This window comes from Paenibacillus sp. FSL K6-1096 (genome assembly GCF_037977055.1).
Taxonomy (GTDB): Bacteria; Bacillota; Bacilli; order Paenibacillales; family Paenibacillaceae; genus Paenibacillus_AQ.
In genome coordinates this window covers 501,462-516,475 of sequence record NZ_CP150274.1, presented here as the reverse complement: position 1 = coordinate 516,475, position 15,014 = coordinate 501,462, and the positions used below count along the sequence as shown (strand labels likewise).

The window sequence follows — 15,014 nt, the reverse complement described above, 5'->3', positions numbered from 1 at the left end:
CATGGAATGGTATGTGTATCACCGGGGATCTTCCCCGATCCGCAAAGTCTCCCGGAAGCGGGGGCACCGCCGCAAGCGGGTACTGCTGGCGGGTCTTGCAGTATTAATTGCAGCCGGACTCCTCTGGTGTGCAGTCGTCTTTAACCGGATTAACAGCGCTGAAACCACTGCACCGATGGTGAAGGCGGACGCAGGTGTCATTCTCGGCATGTCGATGTGGGGAGATGAACCGAGTCCCGGACTGAAGGAGCGGCTGGATTACGGGCTGGAGCTGTACCATTCGGGTGCGTTCAGCCATTTCGTTGTCTCCGGAGGGCTGGACCAGCCGGATTATAAGTACACGGAAGCTGAAGGCATGAAGCGGTATCTGGTAGCCAAGGGAGTGCCGGAGAATGTGATCGCGCTTGAAGACCAATCTACCAGCACCTATGAGAATCTGCTGTTCAGCAAGTCCGTGATGCAGCAGAACGGCTGGTCCACCGCAGTGATTATAACGCATGACTTCCACGGCCGCCGTGCCCTGGAGATTGCGCGTGAGCTTGGGTACAGCAGCCCGCAGCTCGGCGTTACGGAGTCCAAGGTCATGTCGATGCTGAAGTATAAGAGCCGCGAGATTCTGGCCTACACCAAATGGAAATTCCAGCAGCTGAGCTTATAATTCTGCTAATTTCCGAAACTGCTAATAACCCCTTATATACCGGAATAGACTGGTTAGAGCAAGTCAGACCTGTATAATGAGGTGAACTAGGTGAACGGACATGTAGCGGCGGCAAGCAGCGGACGTGAGGAACGCAGACCGTCCAGACAGATTAATATTGTGCTGAACCATCCGGCTCCGGCGCCGGTGTCAGGCTTGCCGGCAGAGAACGCAGGCAGTGCGGCCCCCCCGAGAGCCGGCACCCACAGCGGCCTGTTTCAGGAGCTGAGCCGGGAGCTGGATGCACTCGTAGGTCTGGATAACATCAAGGAGCTGGTATTCGAGATCTATGCCCTGCTGCAGGTGGCCCAGATGCGCAGTGAAGCGGGACTTGCCAGCGGAGGCCAGGCCTACCATATGGTGTTCAAGGGCAATCCGGGCACAGGCAAAACCACCGTTGCACGCATAGTGGCGAAGCTGTTCCAGCGCATGGGCGTCCTCAGCAAAGGACATCTTATTGAAGTCGAGCGCGCCGACCTGGTAGGGGAATATATTGGACATACCGCCCAGAAGACACGGGATCTCGTCAAAAAAGCGCTCGGCGGCATTCTGTTCATCGACGAGGCTTACAGCCTGGCCCGCGGCGGAGACAAGGACTTCGGCAAGGAAGCCATCGATACGCTGGTGAAGTCTATGGAGGACCACCGCAGCCAGTTTGTCCTGATTCTTGCCGGGTATTCCGGCGAGATTGATTATTTTCTGATGAGCAATCCCGGTCTGCCTTCGCGGTTCCCGATTCAGGTTGAATTCCCCGATTATACGATAGACCAGCTGCTGCAGATTGCCGAGCTGATGGCCAAGGACCGTGATTATATTCTGATGCCGCAGGCCATACTCAGACTCAAGCAGCAATTGCTTAACGAAAAAACAGAGAGTCTTCACGCCTTCAGCAACGCCAGGTTTGTACGCAACAGCATTGAGAAGGCTGTACGTGCCCAGGCTGTGCGCCTGCTGAACCAGTATGAGAGCTCAAGTCCCGGCAAGCAGGAGCTGATGACGCTGCGGACGGAGGATTTCAAGGGGTAGCCGGCATGAGATGAAGAACAGAGACAAGGAGCATAGAGTGAATGGCAAGCACAACACATGACACAGAGACAGAAGCTAAGGACCGGGCGATTCTTGTCAGTCTGGTTACGGACAAAATCAAACGCACGGGCATCGATCCCGAGCTGTCACTGCAGGAGCTGGTGCAGCTCGCGGAGACGGCCGGGGTCGAGGTGCTTGATGTGCTCAGGCAGAATAAAGAAACCCCGGATTCCAAATGGTTCATCGGGAAAGGCAAGGTCGAGGAGCTGAGAATGGCCGCGGACGGTCTTGGCGCGAACACTGCGATCTTCGACCAGGAGCTGTCCGGGGCGCAGGTGCGCAACCTGGAAGAGGCGCTGGATCTGAAGATTATTGACCGTACCCAGCTGATCCTGGATATTTTTGCCGGACGGGCCAAGACACGCGAGGGGATCATCCAGGTGGAGCTGGCCCAGCTCTCTTATCTGCTTCCGCGTCTGTCCGGGCACGGTAAGAACCTGTCCCGGCTCGGCGGGGGGATCGGTACCAGAGGCCCGGGGGAGAGCAAGCTGGAGACGGACCGCCGGCATATCCGTGACCGTATCTCCGAGCTGAAGCGCCAGCTGGATGAGGTCGTCAAGACCCGGGAGCTGCACCGGGAACGCCGCCGTAAGAGCGGCGCGGTCCAGGTTGCCCTGGTCGGCTACACCAATGCAGGCAAGTCCACGCTGCTGAAGCAGCTAACCGATGCCGATGTATATATTGAGAATCAGCTATTCGCTACACTCGACCCGACTTCGCGGGTGCTGCAGCTGCCTGGGGGCAAAGATGTGGTTCTCACCGACACGGTCGGATTCATCCAGAACCTGCCCCATGATCTGGTTGCCTCCTTCCGCGCTACGCTGGAGGAAGTGAATGAAGCCAATCTGGTGCTGCATGTGGTGGATGCCTCCTCCCCGATGCGGGAGGAGCAGATGGAGGTCGTCCAGGCGATTCTCCAGGACCTGGGCGCGGCCGGCAAGCCGCAGATCGTCTTGTTCAACAAGAAGGATCTGTGCCAGCCGGAGCAGCTGGAGATGCTGCCTGCAGGAGATGGCTTCCTGAAGATCAGCGCATTCAATGAGGATGACCTGTCGCGGATTACCAGCACGATTGAAGACGGGCTGGCCGGGGACACGCTGGTATTCCGCATTCCGGCAGACCGCGGAGACCTGACTTCGCTGCTCTACCGTGTCGGCGATGTCATGGAGCAGGATTATGAGGAGAACGATGTGCTCTATACCGTCCGTGTGAACAAAGAAGATTATGCCAAATGGAGCTACAAGCTGGCTGAATTCGCGGAACAGAAGTAAGACTGTCTGTTGCCGCTTGAGCAGGATGGATTGAAGATCTGTGTTCTGCGTCCCCCGCACCGCATCTGCGCTGCGGGGTTTGTTGCGGCGGCGGGTCAGATAGCCCTGAGGCAAGTGGCAGGCTCAGATTATAAAGAAGAGTAGGAGAGATCAAGGGGACATGGCAGGATTTGCAGAGGATTTATTACAGGCGGCGGAAGCTGCAGAGCATGAAATCGAAGCGGCCGTGAAGGCGCTGGACCGGATCGTGGATCATAACCAGTGGAAGGTCATAGAGGCGTTTCAGCGCCAGCATGTCAGCGATTTTCATTTTGCCGGGTCCACGGGCTATGCCTATAACGATAGAGGGCGTGAGGTGCTGGATCTGGTCTATGCCGAGGTGTTCGGCGGCGAAGCTGCGCTGGTGCGCCCGCATTTCGCTTCAGGCACACATACGATATCCACAGCGCTCTTCGGAGTACTGAGACCCGGAGATGAGCTGCTGTACATAACAGGGCGTCCCTACGATACGCTGCACAAGGTCATCGGCAAGCCGGGGGACAGGACAGGCTCCCTGGCGGATTACGGAATCGGCTACCGCGAGACTGCATTGACCGCTGACGGCAAGATCGACTGGGATGCGGTCGCAGCAGCGATTAATGACAAGACCAAGGTGATCGGCATTCAGCGGTCAAGGGGCTATGACTGGCGTTCTTCTTTTACGGTGGCAGAGATCGGGGAGATGGTGGCGAGAGTAAAAGCCATCAAGGCGGATGTCATCGTATTCGTAGATAACTGTTACGGGGAGTTCACCGAGACGCTGGAGCCGCCTCAGGTAGGCGCTGACCTGATCGCCGGTTCGCTGATCAAGAATCCGGGCGGCGGCATCGCCGAGACCGGGGGCTATATCTGCGGCCGGGCAGATCTGGTGGAGCTGGCCGCTTACCGCCTGACCGCGCCGGGGATCGGCGGCGAGGTGGGCGCCATGCTGGGCACGACACGCGGCCTGTATCAGGGGCTGTTCATGGCCCCGCATACGGTTGGACAAGCTGTGAAGGGCAGCATCTTCGCTTCAGCTGTATTCCAGCGCTGCGGCTTCACCACCAAGCCTGCCTGGAATGAGCCGCGGACGGATCTGATCCAGGCGGTGGCTTTTGACAGTGCTGAGCATCTGATCGCCTTCGTACAGGGCATTCAGCGCGCAGCGGCTGTAGACAGCCATGTTGTGCCGGAGCCGTGGGACATGCCGGGGTATGAGCATCCGGTCATCATGGCAGCCGGAACATTCATCCAGGGAGGCAGCCTGGAGCTATCTGCAGACGCGCCTATCCGCGCGCCTTACATCGGTTACATGCAGGGAGGGTTAACCTACTCCCATGTGAAATACGGCGTGCTAATGGCTCTGCAGAGCATGAGGGAGCGTAAGCTGCTGTAGGCTATCACGTAATATAACCGTACAACATGCTGATGATTGTACGGTTGTTTTTTTGAATATCAGCTCCTCGCCCGGCTTGGTACCGTATCAGAATTTCTGTGGATCTGTGACCTTCATGGAAGCCACTTCGCCGCAGCGTTTGCAGAAGGTTAAGGTGAGAGCCGAGCCGAAAGAGAAGAATTTGTCTACGGGTCTTACTGCGGCGTAGCCTTCCAGCTTTCCTTTGGCAAAATGACTGTGTCCGCATGTCTTGCATACCAGATTATTATTATCCATAAGACTCACCCCGTTCGTTATTGTTATAATCACCAATACGAAATTACCGGTGGAAGCGTTTCGGTATTCGGAGCTTATAGGAGGAGACTTCCATGCACGAAGCAGAAGCTGTTGAAGCATTGATAGAGATCAAGCGTTCGGAGCAAGCACCGCTGGTTGTCATGATGTGCGGTGTAGCGGGATCGGGCAAGACGACCTTTGCACTCAAGCTGGAGCGGGAAGGATTCGTCCGGCTGTCCATCGATGAGGACATCTGGAGTACACATGGCCGGTATGGCCTGGATTACCCGGAAGAGGCTTATGAATCCTTCAAAGAGCAGTCGGAACGCAAGCTGCGGAAGGAGCTTATGGAGCTGCTTGCAGCGAAGCGTCATGTCGTGGTGGATTTCAGCTTCTGGCAGCTTCGCCGGCGTGACGAATACAAACAGCTGATTGAGCAGCATGGCGGACAGTGGGTCCTGGTCCACCTGAAGGTAGAGCCGGAAGAGCTGCGCCGGAGGCTTCGCATCCGCAGCGAACGGTTTGATGCTAATGCGGCATTCACCATTACCGAAGAGATTCTGACCCGTTTCCTGAACGGGTTTGAGACGCCGGATGGAGAAGGAGAATGGCTTATTGAAGCATAATATGACATAAAGCGGGATATTGCGGCTGTGTTGCGGAATAGTGGCTTGCCGCTGGTTTTGCAACTGCCTGTATTTTTGCGTGAGGAATGGTCTGTGTGATATACTGCGGGAAGCTGAAGCCTATGAATCTGGCCCTTAATTCTCTTAATTTCCGGTGGCGTAAATAAATCTTGTAAGAAAAACTTACACACCATTGACACGCCATATAAGGAAATGTACAATGAGATGAGAAAAAGATCATTGGAAGGTTGGATGAGTCATGGGTGATGAAATCCGCAGAAATATGGCATTATTCCCTATTGGAATCGTAATGAAGTTAACTGATCTATCGGCCAGACAAATTCGTTATTATGAGCAGCACAGCCTGATCGTACCCGCACGTACATCCGGTAACCAGCGTTTGTTCTCCTTTAATGATGTCGAACGGTTGCTTGAGATTAAGGCGCTGATTGAGAAGGGCGTCAATATTGCCGGCATCAAGCAGGTGATGAATCCTGTCTCGAAGGAATCGGAGGAAGCTACGGTCATTACCCCTGACACTGAGGTGCGCCGTAGGGAATTGTCTGATTCACAGCTTCACCGTCTGCTGAAGCAGGAGCTGGTTTCCGGTAAAAGACCGGGACAAGTGTCTCTAATTCAAGGTGAGCTATCCCGGTTTTTTAATAAATAATATAGAGCTTTTGAAAGGGAGAGGGTAAAGTGAGCTATTCGAAAGAGGATATTCTGCGTATTGCCAAGGATGAGAACGTCCGGTTTATTCGCCTGCAATTTACCGATTTGCTTGGAACGATCAAGAACGTTGAGATTCCTGTAAGCCAGCTGGAGAAGGCGCTTGATAACAAAATGATGTTCGACGGATCTTCCATCGAAGGTTATGTCCGTATCGAAGAATCCGACATGTATCTGTACCCGGACCTGAGCACCTGGGTGATCTTCCCTTGGGTAACAGACAGCCGTGTAGCGCGCCTGATCTGTGATGTATACATGCCGGACGGCACGCCGTTTGCCGGAGACCCGCGCGGCATCCTGAAGCGCTGTCTGCAGGAAGCGGAAGAAATGGGCTTCACTGCTATGAACGTTGGACCGGAGCCGGAATTCTTCCTGTTCAGAACTGACGAGAAGGGCAATCCGACAACAGAACTGAATGACCAGGGCGGATACTTTGACCTTGCCCCTATGGACCTTGGTGAGAACTGCCGCCGTGAGATCGTGCTGACACTGGAGGAAATGGGCTTTGAAATTGAAGCCTCCCACCATGAAGTGGCTTCCGGCCAGCATGAGATCGACTTCAAATATGCCGATGCCATCAAGGCAGCGGATCAGATTCAGACCTTCAAGCTGGTCGTGAAGACGGTTGCCCGCCATCATGGCCTGCATGCTACCTTCATGCCTAAGCCTCTATTTGGTATGAACGGCTCCGGGATGCACGCTCACCAATCCCTGTTCAAGGGCAATGAGAACGTGTTCTATGATGAGAGCGATACCCTGGGTCTCAGCAAGACCGCCCGTTATTACATGGCTGGAATTCTGAAGCACGCACGTGCTTTTGCAGCGATCACGAACCCGACCGTTAACTCCTACAAGCGTCTGGTTCCTGGTTATGAAGCACCTTGCTATGTAGCCTGGTCTGCAAGCAACCGCAGCCCGATGATCCGCATTCCGGCTTCCAGAGGGCTCAGCACCCGCGTAGAGGTTCGTAACCCGGACCCTGCAGCTAACCCTTACCTGGCACTGGCTGTAATGTTGAAGGCAGGTCTGGACGGCATCAAGCGCCAGCTGGAGCTTCCGGCTCCAATCGACCGCAACATCTATGTGATGTCTGAGGAAGAGCGCATCGAAGAAGGCATCCCGAGCCTGCCGGCCGATCTGAAGGAAGCCCTGAACGAAATGATCCGCAGCCATGTCATCACCGAAGCCCTTGGCGAACACGCCCTGGCCCACTTCTACGAGCTGAAAGAGATCGAATGGGACATCTACCGCACCCAGGTTCACGAGTGGGAGAGAGATCAGTACATGACGCTTTACTAGGATACAGCAGCCCCTGGCGCTTTGAGCGCTGGGGGCTTTTTTGAAATATAAGAATTTATTTGTTTCACACGATAACTTATCCTTCTATTTCTCGCTGAAACGGAACCGTCCTTTAAAAGGACAGCAAAGCCGTTTCCACTTGTATGATGATTGATATCTGCTGACCGTGGATAAGTGCTCTTTATGTGTGTGTGGGTGGAATGTATGCGGAATACCGAATACATTTGGCGGCCGCGAAGAGTTAAGTCAGATTGTGGTGAAGACATACAAGAAAAAATTGAACTGAATGTCTCTGATAGGTTAATGCATGATTAGTTATTTTGGTGGCCCTTATGAAGAAGATCCCTATATTCATCCTTTGTTAAACCAAACAACATACAATCATGATAACTACCATTGATATAGAAGATTTGACGTCGGACTCCTTCTTGAACGCACCCTACTTTTCTTAGCATAGCAGCCGATGCCTCGTTTCCGTCCAGAACATAGTCATTGAATTTATTAAGTCTACGCTCGAAAAATGCATATTTTAAGAGCAAATGCACTGCCCTGGTGCCGTAGCCCTTACCTCGATAGGGGTGATCAATTACAATACCTATGCTGAAAGTACCATTCCTCTCGTCAATGCTGTTTAAATTAATACCACCTACCGTTTCACCGTTTATATTTTCAATAGTAAACATGATTCGGCCATTAGTGGATTTAAATTCAACATTCTCTTCGATGAATTTCTTCGCACCCGAGATAGTAGGCGGCAATTCAATGGTACATTCCAGAAAACGACGGGCAGGGGTATCAAATGCAGTTAAATATATACTTTCCCAATCCTCGGCCTCTATTGAGCGCAATCTAATTTCATCATCTTGCCAATAATAGTTTGTATAATCTATATTTCGCATAAGTACACCTCCAAATAATATCGCGACTCTATAAGTTTATCGTATGAAATATATATTTTGGGGGTACTTTTTGATTCTAAGTAATCTTAACATGATGACAATACTTAGATGGTGTAGATCTAAGACAATTAATTATATAAGTTATTCCGAAGTATGTTTATTTTAAGGCGTCTACTCCCACCAAACGTAATACGTGCCTAGAAGCTGTTTTAGTTGGTCAATCGTAGCTAGATAGTCTGGTGAATATTCAGTAATCATAACGCCTTGGACGAGCGGCATCGCGAGATAGAGTTTGTTCAAAACGGCTGTTTCCGCTGGAAAAGCAGGCTTATTCCGGGACACGCGAATCCGCCATGATTCCATAAGCAGCTTTTCATACTCAACCTGTGTGTCCGGATTATTAAGAAGTAACTGCTCGATATGCGTATCCGTCATGAGCGGCAGCTTAGCTGTTTCAAGCTCATTTTTATGTACTAAGCGGCCAGCCAGTTTCCTCATGATCGCGTTTACGCCGATGTTAGCCAGGGAAGCTTGCATGTGGGCCTCTTCCCATATGAGCCCGGTGACACGCTTGCCAGCTTCCAATGTGAACTGAAGACTTCCATTACTATAGCTCATCGCTTCAAAAAGTTCATCAGTAGTAATAGTCAGATAACCACCGATAAATGCACTTCTGACCAAGGAGTCCAAATGATCTGCATGAAGAACCCCGTCCTTGTTCCTCAAGATGCTCCGCTTTGAACCATCTATATAGTCCATGACATCTGTAGCGCAAATATCCGAATGAGACAGGATGTCAACAATCTCCTCAGAAAATAAAGCTTCCCTGGTCCATTCGTGATGATCCACTTCTGGAAGGGATTCTAGTGTATGACTAAAAGGCGCATGTCCGATATCATGCAGCAATGCTGCTGCCCGCAACGTACGGTTGTCCGGCTCAAAATGGGCCGTAAGCGCAAATACACCTAACGTATGTTGCAAGCGGCTATAGGTATGGTGGGTATTAATGAAAGAAGCTCCGCCATGCCGGATAAAATGAAGCCGCCGCACCTTCTTGCTTCTGAGCAATGCTTTTTCAGCATCAGAGAGCGGAATCCGTAGCTTCCACAGAGGTTCGTAAATTTCGTTCAAAGCACCATCAAGTCTTAAGCGAAAATCCATGCAATGTTACCTCCTGGGATTTCATAGATTATTATTCTTACCGCTTATAAATTCACTTCTAAAGCTGAAGGGAAAGATTGGGCAAAGCCCTCACGTAATAATATAAGGGAAATTCCCAAATTTGTTAAGTTTTATCTCCCGGGATGATTCTTTTTGCAGGAAGTTGAATGCTATACGCTCCAATACTCATAAAGATCAGGTCTATGAACCCTAACGTACTCCATGAAACATGACATTAAGTTTAGATTCTTGAGTTCAGCAAGAAGGAGATGAGGTTTAGGGGAGTGCGTATGCAGCGAGTGCACATGATCGATGACTATCAGTGACTGTGAAGGAGTAACAATAATGTGTCTCAATGCGGCGTCAATCCGTGTCAAACCCAAGCGTTTCATCTCGTCAAGCAAAGCAATTATTTTGTTAGCAAGAGTATCGTCAAAGCAATAGTGATGTAAATACCCATCTAATCCCAAGCCCTGTATGAATTGCATCACATTATAATTGAAGCCGGAACCATATAATTTTGGAAAGAATGTCGAGGAGCCAACGTGTCTAAGTACATCGGCCTCCTTTTTTGCATCATCAGGCAGAGCATAGATTTTTATGCATTTGCTGGGATCTAATAGAAAAACAGCTCCTTGCGCACCCGCGCCAATGAAAGGGAGGGAAGTAGGATTGTAAAAAGCTACCTGATAATTTACGCCTGCCTGTTGAATTCCAGGATAAACTTGGATAGCGGTGAAGTCATCCATCAGTTACACCTCCGTTTGACGGAAATAATAGTTCCAAACCGGAAAATGAATATGAACCGCTTCAATTGCGCGAGGTAACAGAGTTAATCTGGATAACAGATAATTGACAAGCGCATGACCCGATTGTGCCGGGAATCCCCATTCTTGCGGTAAATCGGATACAACCTCCGTTAAGACAGAGCTATTCAGATTCTCATAGTTAGGTAGCGAGTTCTTAAAGGGAAATTCTTGATCAAGATAAGGTACAAATTTCTGGTAGACTTCACCCCAATATGTAGAAATATAAGGCTGATGAGCTATGATGGAATGCTCATCCCAATGCGGGCCGTTCAAGATGTTGGCCTGGTCGATCATCCATAAATGCGGTGTTCCAGAGTTAGTCACTAAAAGGTTGGTACTTGCACCGTTGAATAAATGCCGGTCATTATTGTTCACCCAATAATCAAATAAGATTATATCAGCTGCTTTCACAATATTATCAACCCGGGAAAGATCAGTTCCATGTGTTAAATTGACTGAATCCGGAATAAATAAACTTCCGAAATGCAGGCCTGCTTGAGCATTCGCCGTTTGGAGCTGTGGAGTTTGTGAGATGAAGTGCTCTTCCAAGAGAATTACTTCTCCTTTAGGTACTGGGAGATCCAGCAATAAGGCTAACCGGTAACTAATAATCTCATTGACCAAAACCATATTTCCTTGAGGATTAGATCTTAATTTTAGAATGTAAAACTGCCCGTCTGTGCATAAGATTAAGTGTGGGCGGCTGAATCCTGATTGAATAGGCTTAAAATACTTCTCTCCACGGATCACTGGAATCACCTCTACAAAATAAAGTATTCAATGTAAAATTATTGGTATGGGTAGAGGGATAATATCATTAAGCGGAAGAATCCTCGCGGCAGGCATAGGAGGGGATTATAAGAAGGTTGTCATAGTGCTAATGCTTGTCCTGAATGAATCCGCTGGGGGCATGCTTCAAGAGATGACTTATATTATTTAGCCGAGGGGGAAAAGAATGAATCCGCGTTATGATGCGTCCGGTCCGGCTCGGAGAGTCCGCAGGAGATCGGGCGGTAAATCGTTTCTGGTCCTGATACTGATACTGATACTTATTCTGGTGGTGTTGGCGGTTACCAATCCGGGGAAGGAAGAGTTCAGTGAATATGCGGTGAAAAATCTGGAGAATACGATTGGCCAGGAGATCGGCGACGGAATCACCAAGCTGGTGGCCCAGCCTGTCGTTGAGTCGTTGACGAAGAGGGATAACTACATCTTCTTCTCTGTTTTCAGCGTGCCGGACCTTAAGAATACGAGATTTTTTACCGGGGATGGCGAGGCGGCCAAGAAGTATATTGGGTTGTTCAAAATCATCTTTGTCAAGCTGTAAATATGGTTTACATATTGTTCCAGAACCCGGTATAATTGAATAGATTCTAGCGGAATCTTTAATTACGGGTGTGGAACAAGGAGGAACGAAGTTGGATACGGCTTATAAAGTACTGTCCAGTGATGCTGACTTATTCGCTGCTGCGCTGGCTCAGGTTCAAGTCTATGTGATTCAGCTGGAGGACGGCAAACCGCATGTCATCGCTGATTATGCCGGACCTGTGCAGAAATGGACGCCGGAGTATATTCTGCTGGCTGGCATGACCTATAGACGGGACGAATACGAGTTCCGGGTGCAGCTGAATAACAAGTAAGTGTAAAGTTAATGCCGGGTCACACAGTTTTCGGAGCGGCTTATCGTATCTCTTATACTATGAAACGTAGAAGAGGTGTAATGATAACCCAAAGAGAATGTAACCGGATTCGCAGAGCCATTAATGTCCTGATTGCACAGCGGGCCATCCTGCTGGAGAGACTGGAAGAAATCAACGAGAATCTGCGCAGAGTCCCCAGAGGTTCTCGGGCCAGAAGAGAGCTGCTGGCTGCCAGAGCGTCTATCCGTGAAGCCATTCGCTTAAATACAAGGCGCTCCGTCTGTTGAGAAGCGTGCTTTAGTCCATAGCATCCATTCCAGTCTAATGTATACCGAGACAAAGAACCCTTGTGGCGTATCCGGCGTCAGAAGGGTTTTTGTGTCGGCGGCGGCTGGACTCATACCGGCCAAATTCGGCGCAGGTAATCTGCCGGGGGCTTACTCCCTGATGGTGACCCGGGTGCCGACCGGGACTAGCGCAGCCAGAGCCAGGACATCTGCGTTATACATGCGGATACAGCCATGGGAGACCATATGTCCGATCGAAGCCGGGTCATTGGTGCCGTGAATGCCATAATGCGGCTTGGACAGTCCCATCCAGAACGCGCCGAAGGGTCCGCCCGGATTAGGCTGCTTGTTAATAATAGTGTATTCGCCGACCGGCGAGACCGTCAGCATCTTGCCGATGCCGACCGGGAAGCCCCGGGTGACAACATCATTGTCGAGCAGATAGAGCATCCGCTGCGAGAGGTCTACAATGATACGGTAATTGGGCATAGGGATCAGCACTCCTTTTGTAATCAGGATATGTGCGGAGGAATAGAGAGGTTCACAGAAAATATGCCAAAAACGCCGTAACAGAACAAATGTTCGCTATTGGTGTTTTTGGCATATTCATAAACAGAGAACAGGCTGCTTCCGCATGATGCGAAAGCAGCCTGTTCTTGGAGGGGGAGATTAATGAATATCGCGGAACAATCCGATGACTCTGCCCAGTATGGTCACGCGGTTAAGGCGGAGAGGCTCGTAAGCCGGGTTCTCCGGCTGCAGCCGGATGTGGTCGCGTTCCTTATAGAAGGTCTTGACCGTAGCTTCATCTTCTTCAGTCATGGCAACAACGATGTCGCCGTTGTCGGCAGTCTGCTGCTGGCGGACGATAACGTAATCGCCGTTCATAATCCCGGCATCCACCATACTGTCGCCGAATACGGACAGCATGAATACCTTGTTATCGCCTACATAATGAGTCGGCAGCGGGAAGTAGTCTTCAATATTCTCTGTAGCGGTAATAGGAACACCGGCGGTAACCTTGCCTACAACCGGGATGCGTGTAACGGTCTGGACGAATTGGTGCACATTCTCTGAATCCTCCTGGCCCAGCAATTCAATCGCACGGGGCTTCGTAGGGTCGCGCCGGATCAGGCCTTTCTTCTCCAGCCGGTCCAGATGACCGTGTACTGTAGAACTGGAGGCCAGTCCGACAGCTTCGCCAATCTCACGGACAGACGGAGGATAACCTTTGCTGCGGACTTCGTTACGTATAAATTCCAGGATCGCCAGCTGACGACTTGAAATCTTGGACATCGGAATCAACCCCATATAGTATGTTTGGGAAAATTATAACATAGAACTGCCGTTCGTACAAACATAAGTTCTAAAAAGAGGAAAATATATCTCCGAAAATAAACAGAACGAATGTTCGAGAAAAGTATTGATCAAAACACATGTTCGTGTTATATTATTGGCGAAAGTAAGAACAAGTGTTTGGAGGATGATTTCAATGCTAAAATACAGTACATACCAAAGCATATATAAAGATGATAACAAGGTAGCGGCTCCAGAGCGTAATTCTGCCCGTATTCAGATGATGATTGAGAAGCGGAGACTTCAGAGGCTGGCTATGTTCTCATCCCTGTTCCGCCAGATCGGCTTCATGAAGGTTGCGCTGGTGCTGCTGCTCGTTATCTCCGGATTTACGGTAGTGGGTAATGTCTTCGCCGGTTCTGTTCCGGTGCTGAAGCAGGAGAAGCGGGTTGTGGTGGAACCGGGCGATACCTTATGGAGTATTGCGTTGAAGAATAAGCCCGAGGATATGAGAACCGCTGTATATATAGAAGGAATTATGAAGAGCAACGGCCTGGAGGGCAGCAGAATTAAGGCCGGAGATGTACTGACTGTGCCGGAATACTGACAGAATGAAGAAGACTTGTGACAGACCTTAAGAGCTTTCAGGGGGAAGACCTTGACAAGCTCTTTTTCTCATGGCAAAGTTAGAATGAATTTAAAGGGAGGGGTTCGTATTGAATATTGACGAAGTGGTCGCACGCATCAATGAATTAGCACGCAAGGCGAAGAACGGCGGCCTGAATGAGGAAGAACTGGCGGAACGCGCCAAGCTCCGCGAGATCTATCTGGGCAACATCCGGAAGAACTTCCGCGCCCAGCTTGAGACAATTGAGATTGTCGATAAACCGGAGGATGAAGAAGGCAATTACGGGCTGAAGCATTAGTCCGGTGTCTTTTCATAGATGAATACAGGATGACTAGGGGGAACTGACATGTCCCGTTCTTGGGAAAGAATGGTTCAACGCAACACGAAACAGGTTAACCAGCAACGAAAGAAGCAAGGGAAAGAGTCCATCTATGCTACAGGCTCTAAGGCTGCGGCCAAGAGCTTCGAGCTATTCAAAGGGCGCAATATCGTATTTCCGTTCGTGCTTGTTCTGCTCGGCATAATGTTCTGGGTAGTAGGCTCGATAGATGAGGCCCAAGGCAGCGGAATTCTGGCCAATTGGCTGGGGGTAGTGCTGTATTTCCTGCTTGCCGCGCTGCTCTTCTTCCGCCGTCCGTTCCTTAAGATTGAACGCGCCCGCCTGTCTACCATCAAGTTCAACCGTGAACGCTTCCTGTCTGCGGCAGAGATCGAGAAGATTACGCTGTCCCGTGGTATGGTTGCCATCAAATATAAGGGGAAGCGCAAGCAGTGGATTTTCTCCAGACTGATCAACCGTTATGACACCGCTGCAATGGGAGAACATCTGGAGCAGTTCGCTAAGAACAACAATATTGAAGTAGTGCACGAATAGGATAACAGACCAGCATAGGGAG

20 protein-coding genes are annotated in these 15,014 nt (G+C 50.4%); 13 read left to right on the top strand and 7 right to left on the bottom strand.

The window, feature by feature from the left end:
• Position 1: 1 nt before the first annotated feature.
• The 4 genes from MHI24_RS02270 (at position 2) to MHI24_RS02255 (ending at position 4,468) form a co-directional block, all read left to right on the top strand.
• Positions 2-658 (top strand): YdcF family protein, encoded by a 657-nt coding sequence (locus tag MHI24_RS02270; protein WP_340023943.1) that lies wholly within the window; start codon positions 2-4, stop codon positions 656-658.
• Positions 659-748: 90 nt separating this feature from the next.
• A complete protein-coding gene (locus tag MHI24_RS02265; RefSeq protein WP_340023942.1) occupies positions 749-1,723 on the top strand; it encodes an AAA family ATPase in 975 nt (324 codons plus the stop codon).
• Positions 1,724-1,764: 41 nt separating this feature from the next.
• Positions 1,765-3,054 carry a GTPase HflX gene (gene hflX / locus MHI24_RS02260; RefSeq protein WP_340023941.1) on the top strand — a complete coding sequence of 430 codons (1,290 nt, stop codon included), beginning with the start codon at positions 1,765-1,767 and terminating at the stop codon, positions 3,052-3,054.
• Between the two features lie 160 nt (positions 3,055-3,214).
• The gene (locus tag MHI24_RS02255) at positions 3,215-4,468 is read left to right on the top strand and encodes a methionine gamma-lyase family protein (RefSeq protein WP_340023940.1); all 1,254 of its coding nucleotides are present in this window, start codon (positions 3,215-3,217) and stop codon (positions 4,466-4,468) included.
• 87 nt (positions 4,469-4,555) lie between these two features.
• Here MHI24_RS02255 and MHI24_RS02250 read toward each other — a convergent pair whose 3' ends face one another.
• Positions 4,556-4,744: a hypothetical protein gene (locus MHI24_RS02250; RefSeq protein WP_340023939.1), complete on the bottom strand. Its 189-nt coding sequence runs from the start codon at positions 4,742-4,744 to the stop codon at positions 4,556-4,558.
• A gap of 92 nt (positions 4,745-4,836) precedes the next feature.
• On the opposite strand from MHI24_RS02250, the gene MHI24_RS02245 reads away from it, so the two are divergent.
• The 3 genes from MHI24_RS02245 (at position 4,837) to glnA (ending at position 7,398) form a co-directional block, all read left to right on the top strand.
• Positions 4,837-5,370, top strand: coding sequence for an ATP-binding protein (locus tag MHI24_RS02245; protein ID WP_340023938.1), 534 nt, complete (start codon positions 4,837-4,839; stop codon positions 5,368-5,370).
• Between the two features lie 259 nt (positions 5,371-5,629).
• Entirely contained in the window at positions 5,630-6,040 is a 411-nt protein-coding gene (locus MHI24_RS02240) for a MerR family transcriptional regulator (RefSeq protein WP_019910684.1), read from the top strand.
• Between the two features lie 29 nt (positions 6,041-6,069).
• A complete protein-coding gene (glnA, locus tag MHI24_RS02235; protein ID WP_340023937.1) occupies positions 6,070-7,398 on the top strand; it encodes a type I glutamate--ammonia ligase in 1,329 nt (442 codons plus the stop codon).
• Positions 7,399-7,709: 311 nt separating this feature from the next.
• On the opposite strand, the gene MHI24_RS02230 is transcribed toward glnA, so the two are convergent.
• The 4 genes from MHI24_RS02230 to MHI24_RS02215 all read right to left on the bottom strand — a co-directional run bounded on the left by MHI24_RS02230 (position 7,710) and on the right by MHI24_RS02215 (position 11,017).
• A complete protein-coding gene (locus tag MHI24_RS02230; RefSeq protein WP_340023936.1) occupies positions 7,710-8,297 on the bottom strand; it encodes a GNAT family protein in 588 nt (195 codons plus the stop codon).
• Between the two features lie 171 nt (positions 8,298-8,468).
• Positions 8,469-9,458 (bottom strand): HD domain-containing protein, encoded by a 990-nt coding sequence (locus MHI24_RS02225; protein WP_340023935.1) that lies wholly within the window; start codon positions 9,456-9,458, stop codon positions 8,469-8,471.
• Positions 9,459-9,628: 170 nt separating this feature from the next.
• Positions 9,629-10,207: a serine/threonine protein kinase gene (locus MHI24_RS02220; protein WP_340023934.1), complete on the bottom strand. Its 579-nt coding sequence runs from the start codon at positions 10,205-10,207 to the stop codon at positions 9,629-9,631.
• A 3-nt stretch (positions 10,208-10,210) separates the two neighbouring features.
• Positions 10,211-11,017 (bottom strand): HipA family kinase, encoded by an 807-nt coding sequence (locus MHI24_RS02215; RefSeq protein ID WP_340023933.1) that lies wholly within the window; start codon positions 11,015-11,017, stop codon positions 10,211-10,213.
• Between the two features lie 205 nt (positions 11,018-11,222).
• Between MHI24_RS02215 and MHI24_RS02210 the strand changes: the two genes are divergently transcribed.
• From MHI24_RS02210 to MHI24_RS02200, 3 genes are all read left to right on the top strand, one after another.
• Complete coding sequence (locus tag MHI24_RS02210; RefSeq protein WP_340023932.1) at positions 11,223-11,594, top strand: hypothetical protein; 372 nt, start codon at positions 11,223-11,225, stop codon at positions 11,592-11,594.
• 91 nt (positions 11,595-11,685) lie between these two features.
• Complete coding sequence (locus MHI24_RS02205; protein WP_340023931.1) at positions 11,686-11,907, top strand: hypothetical protein; 222 nt, start codon at positions 11,686-11,688, stop codon at positions 11,905-11,907.
• Between the two features lie 80 nt (positions 11,908-11,987).
• Complete coding sequence (locus MHI24_RS02200) at positions 11,988-12,194, top strand: hypothetical protein (RefSeq protein WP_340023930.1); 207 nt, start codon at positions 11,988-11,990, stop codon at positions 12,192-12,194.
• A gap of 150 nt (positions 12,195-12,344) precedes the next feature.
• Here the strand turns inward: MHI24_RS02200 and MHI24_RS02195 are convergent, their stop codons facing one another.
• Both MHI24_RS02195 and lexA read right to left on the bottom strand, forming a co-directional pair.
• Positions 12,345-12,683 carry a L,D-transpeptidase gene (locus MHI24_RS02195; protein ID WP_340023929.1) on the bottom strand — a complete coding sequence of 113 codons (339 nt, stop codon included), beginning with the start codon at positions 12,681-12,683 and terminating at the stop codon, positions 12,345-12,347.
• Positions 12,684-12,863: 180 nt separating this feature from the next.
• Entirely contained in the window at positions 12,864-13,490 is a 627-nt protein-coding gene (gene lexA / locus MHI24_RS02190; protein WP_238651585.1) for a transcriptional repressor LexA, read from the bottom strand.
• 196 nt (positions 13,491-13,686) lie between these two features.
• Here lexA and MHI24_RS02185 point away from each other — a divergent pair, with 196 nt between their 5' ends.
• The 3 genes from MHI24_RS02185 (at position 13,687) to MHI24_RS02175 (ending at position 14,992) form a co-directional block, all read left to right on the top strand.
• On the top strand, positions 13,687-14,097 hold the full coding sequence (locus MHI24_RS02185) for a LysM peptidoglycan-binding domain-containing protein (protein ID WP_340023928.1): 411 nt from the start codon (positions 13,687-13,689) through the stop codon (positions 14,095-14,097).
• A 109-nt stretch (positions 14,098-14,206) separates the two neighbouring features.
• Positions 14,207-14,416 carry a DUF896 domain-containing protein gene (locus MHI24_RS02180; protein ID WP_340023927.1) on the top strand — a complete coding sequence of 70 codons (210 nt, stop codon included), beginning with the start codon at positions 14,207-14,209 and terminating at the stop codon, positions 14,414-14,416.
• Positions 14,417-14,464: 48 nt separating this feature from the next.
• Entirely contained in the window at positions 14,465-14,992 is a 528-nt protein-coding gene (locus MHI24_RS02175) for a hypothetical protein (RefSeq protein WP_340023926.1), read from the top strand.
• Positions 14,993-15,014: the final 22 nt, after the last annotated feature.

Coding starts and splice junctions, on each gene's coding strand:
- MHI24_RS02270 (WP_340023943.1), top strand. CDS start 2: ATGGAATGGTATGTGTATCACCGGGGATCTTCCCCGATCCGCAAAGTC.
- hflX (WP_340023941.1), top strand. CDS start 1,765: ATGGCAAGCACAACACATGACACAGAGACAGAAGCTAAGGACCGGGCG.
- MHI24_RS02255 (WP_340023940.1), top strand. CDS start 3,215: ATGGCAGGATTTGCAGAGGATTTATTACAGGCGGCGGAAGCTGCAGAG.
- MHI24_RS02250 (WP_340023939.1), bottom strand. CDS start 4,744: ATGGATAATAATAATCTGGTATGCAAGACATGCGGACACAGTCATTTT.
- MHI24_RS02245 (WP_340023938.1), top strand. CDS start 4,837: ATGCACGAAGCAGAAGCTGTTGAAGCATTGATAGAGATCAAGCGTTCG.
- MHI24_RS02240 (WP_019910684.1), top strand. CDS start 5,630: ATGGGTGATGAAATCCGCAGAAATATGGCATTATTCCCTATTGGAATC.
- MHI24_RS02230 (WP_340023936.1), bottom strand. CDS start 8,297: ATGCGAAATATAGATTATACAAACTATTATTGGCAAGATGATGAAATT.
- MHI24_RS02225 (WP_340023935.1), bottom strand. CDS start 9,458: ATGGATTTTCGCTTAAGACTTGATGGTGCTTTGAACGAAATTTACGAA.
- MHI24_RS02220 (WP_340023934.1), bottom strand. CDS start 10,207: ATGGATGACTTCACCGCTATCCAAGTTTATCCTGGAATTCAACAGGCA.
- MHI24_RS02210 (WP_340023932.1), top strand. CDS start 11,223: ATGAATCCGCGTTATGATGCGTCCGGTCCGGCTCGGAGAGTCCGCAGG.
- MHI24_RS02200 (WP_340023930.1), top strand. CDS start 11,988: ATGATAACCCAAAGAGAATGTAACCGGATTCGCAGAGCCATTAATGTC.
- MHI24_RS02195 (WP_340023929.1), bottom strand. CDS start 12,683: ATGCCCAATTACCGTATCATTGTAGACCTCTCGCAGCGGATGCTCTAT.
- lexA (WP_238651585.1), bottom strand. CDS start 13,490: ATGTCCAAGATTTCAAGTCGTCAGCTGGCGATCCTGGAATTTATACGT.
- MHI24_RS02185 (WP_340023928.1), top strand. CDS start 13,687: ATGCTAAAATACAGTACATACCAAAGCATATATAAAGATGATAACAAG.
- MHI24_RS02175 (WP_340023926.1), top strand. CDS start 14,465: ATGTCCCGTTCTTGGGAAAGAATGGTTCAACGCAACACGAAACAGGTT.